The organism is Pseudomonas marginalis, from assembly GCF_024169655.1.
Lineage (GTDB): Bacteria > Pseudomonadota > Gammaproteobacteria > Pseudomonadales > Pseudomonadaceae > Aquipseudomonas > Aquipseudomonas paraveronii.
This window is the reverse complement of the sequence record NZ_JALJWV010000001.1, coordinates 5,916,922-5,929,472: the sequence shown is the minus strand read 5'-3', so window position 1 is coordinate 5,929,472 and position 12,551 is coordinate 5,916,922. Positions and strand designations below refer to the sequence as shown.

Genomic DNA, 12,551 nt, shown 5'->3' with positions numbered 1-12,551 from the left:
CGATAACGCAGCGCCTCTGGTCGCCCGCGTTGCCTGTGAGTTCTTCGCGAGCAAGCCCGCTCCTACAAAGAGCGGCAACCGTACAGTAATTAAATGACAGAAAGTTTTGCCGGATCGGTTTATCGAGGGTAAGTTGCGCGCCGGTTTTGTTGCCGGGCAACAACTTTTGGCCCAACTATTTAAGAGGACCTCCACTTGCCATTTTCTTTATTTCGCAAAGCCTTGCTGGTAGGTGCAGGTGTCACGCTGGCCATCAGCGTGCAGGCCGCATCGACGGTGCATGTTTATAACTGGTCGGACTACATCGGCCCCGACACCCTGGCCAACTTTGAAAAGGCCTCCGGTATCAAGCCGGTGTATGACGTGTTTGATTCCAACGAAACCCTGGAAGGCAAGTTGCTGGCCGGACGTACCGGTTACGACGTGGTGGTGCCGTCCAATCACTTCCTCGGCAAACAGATCAAGGCCGGGGCGTTCCAGAAGCTCGACAAGTCGTTGCTGACCCACTACGCCAACCTCGACCCGGCGCTGCTCAAGCGTCTGGAAAAGAACGACCCGGGCAACCAATACGCCGTGCCGTACCTGTGGGGCACCAACGGCATCGGTTACAACGTCGATAAAGTCAAAGAAGTGCTGGGCGTCGACAAGATCGATTCCTGGGCCGTGCTGTTCGAGCCGGAAAACATGAAGAAGCTCGCGACGTGCGGCGTGTCCTTCATGGACTCGGCAGATGAAATGCTCCCGGCGGTGCTCAACTACATGGGCCTGAACCCCAACAGCGAGAACCCCGAAGACTACAAGAAGGCCGAAGCGAAACTGCTGAAAGTGCGGCCTTATGTGACCTACTTCCATTCTTCCAAATACATCTCCGACCTGGCCAACGGCAACATCTGCGTGGCGGCCGGGTTCTCCGGCGATGTGTTCCAGGCCAAGGCCCGCGCAAGCGAGGCGGGCAAGGGCGTGAATATCGCCTACGCGATTCCGAAAGAAGGCGGCAACCTGTGGTTTGACGTGCTGGCGATCCCCAAGGACGCGACCAACGTCAAAGAGGCCCACGCCTTCATCAACTATTTACTGCAACCTGAGGTTATCGCTCAGGTCAGTGATTACGTCGGTTATGCCAACCCTAACCCAGGGGCGGACACACTGATGGAACAATCGATACGCACCGACGAAGCGGTTTACCCACCGCAGGCGGTTCTCGACCGGACATTTGTCAACGTCGAGCTACCCCCGAACGTGCAGCGTTTGATGACCCGTAGCTGGACCAAGGTCAAGACGGGCAAGTAAGGCTCAAACTATCCTGGGTTCGCCCGCCTCGGGCGAACTGCACCCTTTTTTTTCGGGAGTTTCGTAAATGGCAGTTGCCTCCGGCGCCTATAAGAAAGCCCTCGAGGGCGACCAGACACCGAAAAAGGTGCTGGTCAAAATCGACCGGGTCACGAAGAAGTTCGACGAGACGATTGCCGTGGACGATGTGTCCCTGGAAATCAAGAAAGGCGAGATCTTCGCCTTGCTCGGCGGTTCGGGTTCGGGCAAATCCACCTTGTTGCGCATGCTCGCAGGTTTTGAGCGTCCAACCGAGGGTCGCATCTACCTCGACGGTGTGGACATCACCGACATGCCGCCCTACGAGCGGCCGATCAACATGATGTTCCAGTCCTACGCCCTGTTCCCGCACATGACCGTGGCGCAGAACATCGCGTTTGGTCTGCAACAGGACAAGATCCCCAAGGCCGAAGTCGACGCCCGCGTGGCCGAGATGCTCAAGCTGGTGCAGATGAGCCAGTACGCCAAGCGCAAGCCGCACCAGTTGTCCGGTGGCCAGCGCCAGCGTGTGGCCCTGGCCCGTTCCCTGGCCAAACGCCCGAAACTGCTGCTGCTCGATGAGCCGATGGGGGCGCTGGACAAAAAACTGCGTTCGCAGATGCAACTGGAACTGGTGGAAATCATCGAGCGCGTCGGCGTGACCTGCGTGATGGTGACCCACGACCAGGAAGAGGCCATGACCATGGCCGAGCGCATCGCGATCATGCACCTGGGCTGGATCGCGCAGATCGGCAGCCCTGTCGACATCTACGAGACGCCGACCAGCCGCCTGGTGTGCGAATTCATCGGCAACGTCAACATCTTCGACACCCAGGTGGTCGACGACGCCGAAGGTCACGCGGTGCTCAAGTGCCCGGACCTGGACCGCGACATCTATGTGGGCTACGGCATCGCCACTGCGGTGGAAGACAAGTCGGTGACCTACGCTATCCGCCCGGAAAAACTGCTGGTCACCACCGAAATGCCGACCTGCGAGCACAACTGGTCCAGCGGCAAGGTCCACGACATCGCCTACCTCGGCGGGCACTCGGTGTTCTACGTGGAGCTGCCGAGCGGCAAACTGGTGCAGTCCTTCGTCGCCAACGCCGAGCGCCGTGGCCAGCGCCCAACCTGGGGTGATCAGGTGTACGTGTGGTGGGAAGACGACAGCGGCGTGGTACTTCGCTCATGAACATGAAAAAATTCAAGCGCCAGCTGCAACGAATAACCCCCGGTGGCCGGCATGTGGTCATCGGGATCCCTTTCCTCTGGCTGTTCCTGTTCTTCATGCTGCCGTTCTTCATCGTCCTGAAGATCAGCTTTGCCGAAGCCGACGTGGCGATCCCGCCTTACACCGAGATCTACACCTTCGTTGAGCAGAAGCTGCAACTGGTGCTGAACCTGGCCAACTACGCGATGCTCGGCGACGACGAGTTGTACATCGCCGCGTACCTGGGTTCGCTGAAGATGGCGTTCTTCAGCACTTTGCTGTGCCTGCTGATCGGTTACCCGATGGCCTACGCCATTGCCTCCGCGCGCAAAGAGATGCAGACGGTGCTGGTGCTGCTGATCATGATGCCGACCTGGACCGCGATCCTGATCCGCGTGTATGCGTGGATGGGCATCCTCAGCAACAACGGCTTGCTCAACAGCTTCCTGATGTCCATGGGGCTGATCAACGAGCCGCTGCAGATCCTTAACACCAACATCGCGGTGTATATCGGTGTGGTCTATTCGTACCTGCCGTTCATGATCCTGCCGCTGTACGCCAACCTGGTGAAGCACGACCAGAGCCTGCTGGAAGCCGCCTCGGACCTGGGTTCGAGCACCTTCAACAGCTTCTGGAAGATCACCGTGCCGCTGTCCAAGAACGGCATCATCGCCGGTTGCATGCTGGTCTTCATTCCGGTGGTCGGCGAGTTCGTGATCCCGGAACTGCTGGGCGGCCCGGAAACCCTGATGATCGGTAAAGTGTTGTGGCAAGAATTCTTCAATAACCGTGACTGGCCGGTGGCTTCTGCTCTGGCGGTGGTGATGCTGGCGATCCTGATCGTGCCGATCATCCTGTTCAACCGCAGCCAAGCCAAAGAGATGGAGGGCAAGATATGAAGCGCGTCAGTTTCTCAAGCTTCATGCTGGTGGCGGGGTTGTTGTTCATCTACCTGCCGATGCTGATCCTGGTGATCTATTCGTTCAACGAATCCAAGCTGGTGACGGTGTGGGGCGGTTGGTCGATCAAGTGGTACGTGGGCCTGTTGGACAACTCCCAATTGATGGGCTCGGTGGCACGCTCGCTGGAAATCGCCTGCTACACGGCCATCGCGGCGGTGGCGCTGGGTACATTGGCGGCGTTCGTGCTGACGCGCATCAGTCAGTTCAAGGGCCGCACGCTGTTCGGCGGCCTGGTGACCGCGCCGCTGGTCATGCCGGAAGTGATCACCGGTCTGTCGTTGTTGCTGCTGTTCGTGGCCATGGCGCAGATGATCGGTTGGCCCCAGGAGCGTGGCATCGTCACCATCTGGATCGCCCACACCACGTTCTGTGCGGCGTATGTGGCGGTGGTGGTGTCGGCGCGTTTGCGTGAGCTGGACCTGTCGATCGAAGAAGCGGCGATGGACTTGGGCGCGCGGCCGTGGAAGGTGTTCTTCCTGATCACCATCCCGATGATCGCGCCGTCGTTGGCGGCGGGTGGGATGATGTCCTTCGCGCTGTCCCTCGATGACCTGGTACTTGCCAGCTTCGTCTCCGGCCCGGGCTCGACCACCTTGCCGATGGAAGTCTTCTCGGCCGTGCGCCTTGGGGTTAAACCCGAGATCAACGCCGTGGCCAGCCTGATTTTGCTGGCGGTGTCGCTGGTGACCTTCCTGGTGTGGTTCTTCAGCCGTCGTGCCGAAGACCTGCGCAAGAAAGCCATCCAGCAAGCGATCGAAGAAGCGGCCGCCGATGGCTGGCAGCAGCCGGACAAGCGTCGGGCGCCTGCGCCGGTCTAACGGCCTGAGAGGTCAAAGTGTGGGAGGGGGCTTGCCCCCGATGGCGGTGGATCAGTCACAGTTTCAGTGACTGACACTCTGCTATCGGGGGCAAGTCGAATCGTCGCACCGCCCCTCCCACATTTGGACCGCATTCCAGGTTGATTACGCAGCCCACGGCGACTGGCGAATCACCTCGACAAAGTTCATCGGCTTGAACCCCGGCTCCTGATCCACCAGCACATCGGTCTTCACGTTGCCAAACGTGGTCTGCGGGCGATGGCGCAAGCCGTCGGCGAAGGCGCAGATGATGCACTCCTTGAACCCTTCACCGCGTGGATGCGCATGCACCACGGCTTCGCGCTGCACGGGGGTAAACGCGGCGTAGTCCATGCCCAGCACGTCCATCTCGACGCCGGCGGTGACCAGCGCCACGGTCGGGCGCAGATGTTGCGGCACACCCGGCGTGGTGTGCAGCGCGATGGACAGCCACACCTGTTCGATATCGTCGTCGCTCAGCCCATACGGCTTGAGGAAGTCCGCCGCCGCGTTGGCGCCGTCGACTTCGAAACGCTGGTCATCGCTGCGGTGGCCTTGCACCAGGCCCAGGTCATGGAACATCGCGCCGACGTAGAGCAGCTCCGGGTTGTAGGCCAGTTGCCTGCGCTCACCGCTCAACGCGCCGAACAGAAACACCCGGCGCGAGTGGTGGTAGAGCAGGTCGGACTCGACGTCGCGGATATAGTCGGTGGCGGCCTTGGCCAGGGCGCTGTCCGGGATCTTGATGCCGGCGATGGTGGTGCTCATGGTCGTTCTCCGCAAGAAAGCGCCGGGGTGGCGCCGAGGAAGCCAGTCTGGTCGCGTGACTGGGGAGGGGCTATCGCAGCGAGGGTGCGATGTCGGCCAATGTGCCGCTACATCGTGCCAAGTGAAAATCGGCTAGGGTGTTGCAGGCAATATCACCCTCCCAGCCTGCGAAAATCCAAAGGAGGGAGGGGTTCTGTGTTTATCCAGTTAGGTAAAGGTGTGCCTGTTCATGAGCAAAACCGTCGCCATCCTGATCTTCCCCGGCGTCCAGTCACTGGACGTGACCGGGCCGATGGATGTGTTCTGCGAGGCGAACCGTTTTCTCGTGCCTGAAGACCACTACCAACTGGAAGTGATCGGTATCGGCCACGGCACGATGGCGGCCTCCAACGGCTTGTCGTTGCAAGCTCATCGGCATTACCGCGAGGCCCTGCAAGCCTATGACCTGCTGCTGGTGGCGGGTGGCCCGCAGCTGCCGTTCGAGGATTTCGGCCCCGACTTCGATGACTGGCTACGCAGTGCCGCCGCCAGGGCGCGGCGCTTCGGCTCGATCTGCAACGGCGCCTTCATACTCGCTCGCGCCGGTTTGCTCGACGCCCGCACGGTCACCACGCACTGGGGCGATGCCGCCGACCTGGCGCGCCTGTGCCCGGCCACTCGGGTCGAGGCCGACCGTCTCTACGTGCAGGACGGCAACCTCTACACCTCGGCCGGGGTCACGGCAGGTATCGACCTGTCGCTGTACTTGCTGGCCCAGGACCACGGGCCGGAAGTGGCGCTGAGCGTGGCCAAGCGCCTGGTGGTGTTCACCCAGCGCTCGGGCGGGCAGTCGCAGTTCAGCCCGTTCCTCACGCCCCATGCCGAAGCCACCTCGGCGGTGGCGCTGGTGCAGGTGTATGTGCTGGCCAACCTGACCGGCGATTTGACCATCGCGGACCTGGCCAAGGCGGCCAATATGAGCGCGCGCAACTTCTCCCGGGTGTTCGCCCGTGAAGCGCGGATCACCCCGGCGGAGTTTGTCGAGCGGGCGCGGGTGGACGCGGCGCGGGTGATGCTCGAAAGCAGCCACGCGCCGCTCAAGACCGTGGCCTATCAATGCGGGTTTCGCGATGCCCAGCACATGCGCAGCGTATTCAACCGCCGGCTGGGGGTGACGCCGCAACAGTTCCGACTCAACTTCGCCGCGCCGGTGTAGGCGCAACACCGCAGATACAAGGTGGGAGGGGGGTTGCTCCCTATAGCTGTGTGTCAGTCGATGCATATATGACTGAACCACCGCTATCGGGGGCAAGCCCCCTCCCACATTTTGACCGCGTTCCAGGCGGTCAGCGGGCTGGCAGCAGCTTCAGCGTGCCGCGCGTATTGGCCGTGACTTCCTCATCGCTGAAATGCGCCTGCTCATAGCCACCCTCGATATACGTCTCCGCCTGGTCCCCATAGTGCTTGTCGAACGGCACACCGCTTTGCCCCACCGGGTTGATGGTCAGCGCGTGGGGCACGTCGGCGAAGTCGATCAGGCGTCGGGTCGACGGGCCGTAGGTCACCGGCCATGGCGCCGGGCCGATATTGGCCGACTGGTTGTTCGGCACTTCGTGGCTGCCCGGCGCGGGGAAGGGGCCGACGTTGAGGATCCGGTCCAGCGGTTTCTGCGAGCCCAGCGGGTGGCCGTGGGTCAGCGTATGGGCCTTGCCCCACTGCCATTGGCCCGGGTCATCGCCGAAGGTGGCCTTGAGGTGCGCGAGGCTGTTGTCCCAGGCGAGCTTGACGGTGTCGGCGCGCTTGCCGTTCCACCAGGGTGAATCTGCGGTTGCGGCCAGGCGTGGTAACGCGGCGTCGATCACCCGCGTGCTGAGCAGAGTCTTGAACATGGCGTCGCCGAGTTTCGGGTGGAAGGCCGCGTCGGCGAGGTTGAACAGGAACTGGTTGAACAGCGTGGCGCTGGTGGAGTCCAGCGGGTAATCGCCTTTCCAGGTCGCCAGTTGTTCCACCAGTTGCAACTGCGCCGGGTCCTTGACCACTTCGCGCAGCACCGGCAACAGCGGCGCCAACAGGCGCGGGGCGAAGGCGGTGGCGGTGCCCAGTTGCAGGGCCTGGCTGTTGTTCACATCCCACTTCACGCTTTTGTCGCTCAATTGCGCATTCAACTGCTGGCCGCGGTCGGCCAGGTTGTAATAGCCGGGGATTTCCATGCCGCTGGGCGACACCGGCTGCGCATTGGCCGATACCACATAGCCACGCGCCGGGTTTTCTTCCTGGGGGTTGGCGCTGAACGGGTAGAAGCCCAGCTTGTCGGCCTGGGCCGTGCTGCCGTCGAGGATAAACCCGGGGTTGACGCCCGCCGGACGGATCGGCAACTGCGCCGCCGCCCACCAGCCGATATCGCCCTTGGCATTCGCCCACACGATGTTCAGGCCCGGTGCCGAGACCTTGGCTGCTGCGGCGCGGGCCTTGGCCAGGGTGTCGGCGCGGTTGAGCTGGTAGAAACCTTCGAGGATCGGGTTCTGGGTGTCGAGGAACGCCCACCACATGGCGATCGGCGTCTTGCCGGCGTTCTCGCCGAGCACGTCATTGATGATCGGGCCATGGGGCGACTGGCGCAGGGTCAAGGTGACCGGTGCCTGGCCTTTGACCGCGATCTGTTGCTCGCTGCTGCTCATGTCGACCCATTGGCCGCGGTACCAGACCTGGTTGGGGTTTTGCGGATTGACCTTCTCGGCGATCAGGTCGAGGTCGTCGTTCTGGAACATCGTCAGGCTCCAGCCGAAATCCAGGTTGTGCCCCAGGAACGCCACCGGCACCAGCGCGTTGTGATAGCCATACAGTTCAAAGCCCGGCGCCGACAGCTGCGCTTCGTACCACACCGACGGCACCGAGAAGCGGATATGCGGGTCACCCGCCAGCAACGGTTTGCCGCTCATGGTGCGGCTGCCGCTGACGGCCCAGGCGTTGCTGCCCTCGAACTGCGGCAAGCCGTTATCGGCCAGGGCCTGTTCGCTCAGGGATGCAATGGCGCCGAGGCGCTGCCAGTCGCTGGCGGCCAGGTTGAGCGCGCCCTTGGGTTGCCAGGCGAGGTCGAACACGTTCAGGTAGTCGCTGCCCAACTGGTCGCGCACATACGTCAGCAATGGCTCGGTACGAAACGCCGCAGCAAAGCTGTAGGCCATATACCCGGCGACGCTGATGGTGTCCTCTGCGGTGAACGGCCGCTTGGGGATGCCCAGCACGTCGAACTCCATCGGGCTGGCGTGGTTGTCCTGATACTGGTTGATTCCGTCCAGATAGGCTTGCAGGGCCTTCCAGTGCGCCGACTCATGGTCCAGCTGCGCGACATAAGTGGCGGACCGTTCGCGAATGCGCAGGGTGCGGAACAGTTTGTCGGTGTCCAGCAGCTTGGGGCCGAGCACTTCGGCCAATTCGCCGCGCGCCAGGCGCCGCATGATTTCCATCTGGAACAACCGGTCCTGGGCATGCACGTAGCCCAAGGCACGGTACAGGTCGGTCTCGTTCTCGGCGCGGATATGCGGCACGCCACGGTCGTCGTAGCGCACCGTGACCGAACCTTGCAGGTTCGCCAGCGTCACGGCGCCCTGGCGGGTGGGTTGCTTGCTGTAGACGTACCAGCCGGCACCGACGGCAACCAGCGCCAGCAGCACCGCGAGAACCTGCAAGACGCGCTTCATGAACATTCCTTACCAAGAGTGGGGCGGCGGGCTACGAACCGGTTGGCCACGAACAATAGCAGCCCACCGCCAGGGTGTGAGTGGCATTCACCGCGCGTCCCGCTTCAAGGGCTTTGAGGATCGGCTCGATAAAACTGTTGCTGGCGTTGCACGTCAGCCCTTCGCTGTACGGCCCGAAATACGCGAGCTTGCCTGTGCGATCCCAGATCGCCACGGCCGGGGTCGCCGGTATTTGATCGGCGCCGGGCAGGCTGCTGAGGATTTTCATCTGGCGCAGGTTGTCGGGCAACTGGCCGTGGCTGCCGGGTTTTTGCAGGGCGTAGAACTCGACGCCCTGGGGCGCGTAGTGCTCGATCAACTCGCCCAGGTGTTGCTGGTTGCCGACGTTGCACGGGCAGGCCGGGTCCCAGAAATGCACGAGGCGGATCGGGCCGGGGCCGGCGAGGTCGTCGGGCAGGCGCAGGGCGTCGCCGGAAAACACCGCCGTGTGTTCGCTGAAGGCGCGCAGGTAGCGGCCCTGGAACCAGTCATACGCGGCCCATAACACGCCGGCGCAGAGGAGCAGCACCAGGCTGGCGAACAAGGTGGTGCGGTAGGGCTGTCGCATTCAGATCAATCCTCGAAGGACGCGTAGCTTGCCATGCTTGCCCCGACAGATGAATATCGCAGCTCGATATTCATCTGCGCAGCGCGTGAAGCCCCCAAGTCTGGAACCTCTTATGCCCGTTACCTTTGACCCCGATCATCTGCGCGATAGCTTGCGGCCCCTGGTGGATGCGCAGCCGCTCAGCGCCGAGGCGCGGGTCTACCAGCGTTTTTATGGGCTGGACCTGAGCGCGCGCAAGGTGCCGGCGGTGAGCCGCCTTGGCCGTTTCGGGGTTGATGGGTTCGAGGTGGTCGCCCAGGTGTGGTGGCCGCCCGTGCCGGTGGCGACGATGTTTATGTTCCACGGGTTCTACGACCATATGGGGCTGTACCGCCACGTGGTCGACTGGGCGCTGGACCAAGGGTTTGTGGTGATCGCCTGCGATCTTCCGGGTCATGGTTTGTCCAGCGGCGCGCGGGCCAGCATCGATGATTTTGCGGTGTACCAGGACGTGGTGCAGGCGCTGTTCGTGCAGGCCGAAGCGCTGCACCTGCCCCGGCCCTGGCACCTGTTCGGGCAAAGCACCGGCGGCGCGGTGGTGGTGGATCACTTGCTCAACCATGGCGTCGACAGCCCGGCCCAGGGTAAGACGTTTCTGCTTTCACCCTTGGTGCGCCCGCGTGGGTGGGGCTGGTCGCAGGTCAGCTATTACCTGCTGCGGCCGTTCGTCAAAGGCATCGCCCGGCGGTTCAGCGAAAACACCAATGACCCGGCCTTCAAGCCGTTCCTCGAAGCCGACCCCTTGCAGCCGCGCCAACTGCCGACCGCCTGGGTGGGGGCTCTGGCGCGCTGGATCAAGCAAATCGAAGCCGCACCGCGCAGCCCGCGGCGGCCGCTGATTGTGCAGGGCGAAGAGGATATGACGGTGGATTGGCAGCACAACCTGAAGATGCTGCGGGGCAAATTCGATCAGCCTGAGGTGTTGATGCTCAAGCGTGGCCGGCATCATCTGGCCAATGAGATCCCGGAGATTCGCCAGGAATACTTCAAGTACCTCACCGACCACCTGAAATAACACAGACCAAATGTGGGAGGGGGCTTGCCCCCGATAGCAGGGTGTCAGTCAGCACATCTGATACTGACCCACCGCCATCGGGGGCAAGCCCCCTCCCACATTTTGTTACTGCGCCAGGCTTGAGGTGCTTTGGCCGACCGCCAAGCCTGCGCGGACCGCGGCCAACGCCGCCTGGTAATACGCCTTCCCCTGCGGCGACTCGGCAAACGTAGCGAATTCTTCCAGCTCCGGGTCGGACAAATCCCGATAGACGTACAGCAGCGTGTTGTTCAGGTCATTGCCGATCTGTTGCATCAGCCGCTCGCGTTGCCCATCCAACATGCCCTGGGCCTGGCCGCCGCCCAACAGGCCGGGGATCATCTGGCTCAAGCTGTCGGCCGCCACGCCGGCGATTGCCAGGCTGACTTCGGCGCCGGCTTCACGGGCAGGCAGGGCCTGGGCCAGGTGGCCGATGATCAGGCTGCGGGTGGCGTCGGCTTCGATGTGCGGCAGGCCTTGGGCATTTTTTGCCAACTGGTCGCGGCGGGTGGCCAGCAGTTCGGCGGCGACGATCTTGCGCCCCAGCGGCGATTGAAAAAACGCCAGGGCTGGCGCTGGGTCCGCCAGGCGCTTGCGCAATTGGGCTTCGGCGCGCCGGTCCATGGCCTGGGCGGCGAAGCGTTTGTTGCTGTTGTCGACCAGCGCCTGGTACACCGCCGGCGGCAGGCTATTGCGGTAGCGTTGCTGGGCGGCACTGAGGGCGTCATTGAAATGCGCACGTTGTTCGGCCCAGCCGGCGACCTTGTACAACTGGTCATGGCCGTCTGCCCAGGCGGGCAAAACGCAGAACATCAGCAAGGAAAAAAACAAACGACGCATATGGACTCCTGTCAGTCGGCCACTATTGTCCGTGTCGGGCGTAGGATTTGTCGAGAAATCCTATCAGTCACCTGACTAAAGTGCGTTCAGATGCTCAACGGCCCTGTTGGATTCACAGGCGTATGGATACTATGCGGGCCATGCAAATACCCCTCGAACACCCATCGCTGCAACGCATTGTCGACGACCTGGCCGAAAAGGGCTGGTCGCAGCAGAACGGCTTCCTGCCCCAGGCTCTGACCCTGGAACTGGCGGCTGAGTGCCGTAAACGTGCGGCTGAAGGTGAGCTGGCGCCGGCGGCGGTCGGGCGCGGGCCGGCCCAGGAGATTCGCGAGGGCATTCGCGGCGACCATATCCAGTGGTTGGAGCAGGGCGACTCCGCCGTCTGTGACCGCTATATGGCGGTATTGGATAGCTTGCGCCTGGCGATAAACCGCAGCTTGTTCCTCGGCCTGGAAGATTTTGAAGGCCACTTCGCGATGTACCCGCCGGGGGCGTTTTACCTCAGGCACCTGGACCGGTTTCGCGACGATGACCGGCGCTCGGTCTCGGCGGTGATCTACCTGAACGACGAGTGGCTGCCGGAACACGGCGGCCAGTTGCGCATGTACCTCAAGGATGGCGTCGAACATGACGTGGTGCCCAGCGGCGGTTGCCTGGTGGTGTTCCTGTCTGGAGAAGTGCCCCACGAAGTCCTGCCCGCCACCCGCGAGCGCCTGTCGCTGACCGGCTGGTTTCGTCGGCGCGGTAACGAGCCGTTTTAAGCATGCAAAAAATTCTCGTCAGCCGCTGCCTGCTCGGGCACAAAGTACGCTACGACGGCGGCGCCAGCGGGCCGTTCGATCAACTGGCGGCGTGGCAGGCCGAAGGCCGTGTGGTTGCGATTTGCCCGGAAGTGTCGGGCGGTTTGCCCACGCCTAGGCCTTCCGCCGAGATTCCAGGCGGGCAGGGTATCGACGTGTGGGAGGGCCGCGCCCAGGTGCTGACCGCAGCGGGCGAGGACTTCAGCGCCGCCTTCCTCGACGGCGCCCGCCAGGCGTTGGCGCTGGTGCAGCGTCACAATATCCGCGTCGCCGTGCTCAAGGCCAATAGCCCGTCCTGCGGCAATGTGCTGACCTATGACGGCAGCTTCAGCGGTGTGAAGGTGAGCGGCGAGGGCGTCACGGCGGCGCTGCTCAAACGCCATGGGGTGTTGGTGTTCAGTGAGCTGGAGTTGCTTGAGGCGGCGCAAGCCCTGGCCCGTCTCCCAAGCCCTCCCACATTTTGAT

Annotated in this window: 12 protein-coding genes; 8 read left to right on the top strand and 4 right to left on the bottom strand. The window is 62.7% G+C overall.

Annotated features, from left to right (window positions below; translation table 11 throughout):
• The first annotated feature begins 195 nt into the window (after positions 1-195).
• The 4 genes from J2Y83_RS27465 to J2Y83_RS27450 all read left to right on the top strand — a co-directional run bounded on the left by J2Y83_RS27465 (position 196) and on the right by J2Y83_RS27450 (position 4,298).
• Entirely contained in the window at positions 196-1,290 is a 1,095-nt protein-coding gene (locus J2Y83_RS27465; protein ID WP_253400017.1) for a polyamine ABC transporter substrate-binding protein, read from the top strand.
• Positions 1,291-1,357: 67 nt separating this feature from the next.
• Positions 1,358-2,500, top strand: coding sequence for an ABC transporter ATP-binding protein (locus tag J2Y83_RS27460; protein WP_253400016.1), 1,143 nt, complete (start codon positions 1,358-1,360; stop codon positions 2,498-2,500).
• Positions 2,497-3,417 carry an ABC transporter permease subunit gene (locus J2Y83_RS27455; protein WP_253400015.1) on the top strand — a complete coding sequence of 307 codons (921 nt, stop codon included), beginning with the start codon at positions 2,497-2,499 and terminating at the stop codon, positions 3,415-3,417. Before J2Y83_RS27460 ends, J2Y83_RS27455 begins: the two co-directional genes overlap by 4 nt.
• A complete protein-coding gene (locus J2Y83_RS27450) occupies positions 3,414-4,298 on the top strand; it encodes an ABC transporter permease subunit (RefSeq protein ID WP_253400014.1) in 885 nt (294 codons plus the stop codon). Before J2Y83_RS27455 ends, J2Y83_RS27450 begins: the two co-directional genes overlap by 4 nt.
• Positions 4,299-4,442: 144 nt before the next feature.
• On the opposite strand, the gene J2Y83_RS27445 is transcribed toward J2Y83_RS27450, so the two are convergent.
• On the bottom strand, positions 4,443-5,084 hold the full coding sequence (locus J2Y83_RS27445; protein ID WP_253400012.1) for an HD domain-containing protein: 642 nt from the start codon (positions 5,082-5,084) through the stop codon (positions 4,443-4,445).
• A gap of 229 nt (positions 5,085-5,313) precedes the next feature.
• On the opposite strand from J2Y83_RS27445, the gene J2Y83_RS27440 reads away from it, so the two are divergent.
• Positions 5,314-6,279, top strand: a complete 966-nt coding sequence (locus J2Y83_RS27440; RefSeq protein ID WP_253400010.1) for a GlxA family transcriptional regulator — start codon at positions 5,314-5,316, stop codon at positions 6,277-6,279.
• A gap of 130 nt (positions 6,280-6,409) precedes the next feature.
• Here J2Y83_RS27440 and J2Y83_RS27435 read toward each other — a convergent pair whose 3' ends face one another.
• Both J2Y83_RS27435 and J2Y83_RS27430 read right to left on the bottom strand, forming a co-directional pair.
• Positions 6,410-8,764 carry a penicillin acylase family protein gene (locus J2Y83_RS27435; RefSeq protein WP_253400008.1) on the bottom strand — a complete coding sequence of 785 codons (2,355 nt, stop codon included), beginning with the start codon at positions 8,762-8,764 and terminating at the stop codon, positions 6,410-6,412.
• A 31-nt stretch (positions 8,765-8,795) separates the two neighbouring features.
• The gene (locus J2Y83_RS27430) at positions 8,796-9,371 is read right to left on the bottom strand and encodes a DUF6436 domain-containing protein (protein ID WP_253400006.1); all 576 of its coding nucleotides are present in this window, start codon (positions 9,369-9,371) and stop codon (positions 8,796-8,798) included.
• Positions 9,372-9,483: 112 nt separating this feature from the next.
• On the opposite strand from J2Y83_RS27430, the gene J2Y83_RS27425 reads away from it, so the two are divergent.
• Complete coding sequence (locus tag J2Y83_RS27425; protein ID WP_253400004.1) at positions 9,484-10,425, top strand: alpha/beta hydrolase; 942 nt, start codon at positions 9,484-9,486, stop codon at positions 10,423-10,425.
• A 105-nt stretch (positions 10,426-10,530) separates the two neighbouring features.
• On the opposite strand, the gene J2Y83_RS27420 is transcribed toward J2Y83_RS27425, so the two are convergent.
• Positions 10,531-11,283: a DUF2059 domain-containing protein gene (locus J2Y83_RS27420; protein ID WP_253400002.1), complete on the bottom strand. Its 753-nt coding sequence runs from the start codon at positions 11,281-11,283 to the stop codon at positions 10,531-10,533.
• A 131-nt stretch (positions 11,284-11,414) separates the two neighbouring features.
• Here J2Y83_RS27420 and J2Y83_RS27415 point away from each other — a divergent pair, with 131 nt between their 5' ends.
• Both J2Y83_RS27415 and J2Y83_RS27410 read left to right on the top strand, forming a co-directional pair.
• Positions 11,415-12,047 carry a 2OG-Fe(II) oxygenase gene (locus J2Y83_RS27415; protein ID WP_253400453.1) on the top strand — a complete coding sequence of 211 codons (633 nt, stop codon included), beginning with the start codon at positions 11,415-11,417 and terminating at the stop codon, positions 12,045-12,047.
• A gap of 2 nt (positions 12,048-12,049) precedes the next feature.
• Positions 12,050-12,550 (top strand): DUF523 domain-containing protein, encoded by a 501-nt coding sequence (locus tag J2Y83_RS27410; RefSeq protein ID WP_253400001.1) that lies wholly within the window; start codon positions 12,050-12,052, stop codon positions 12,548-12,550.
• The last annotated feature ends 1 nt before the right edge of the window (position 12,551 follow it).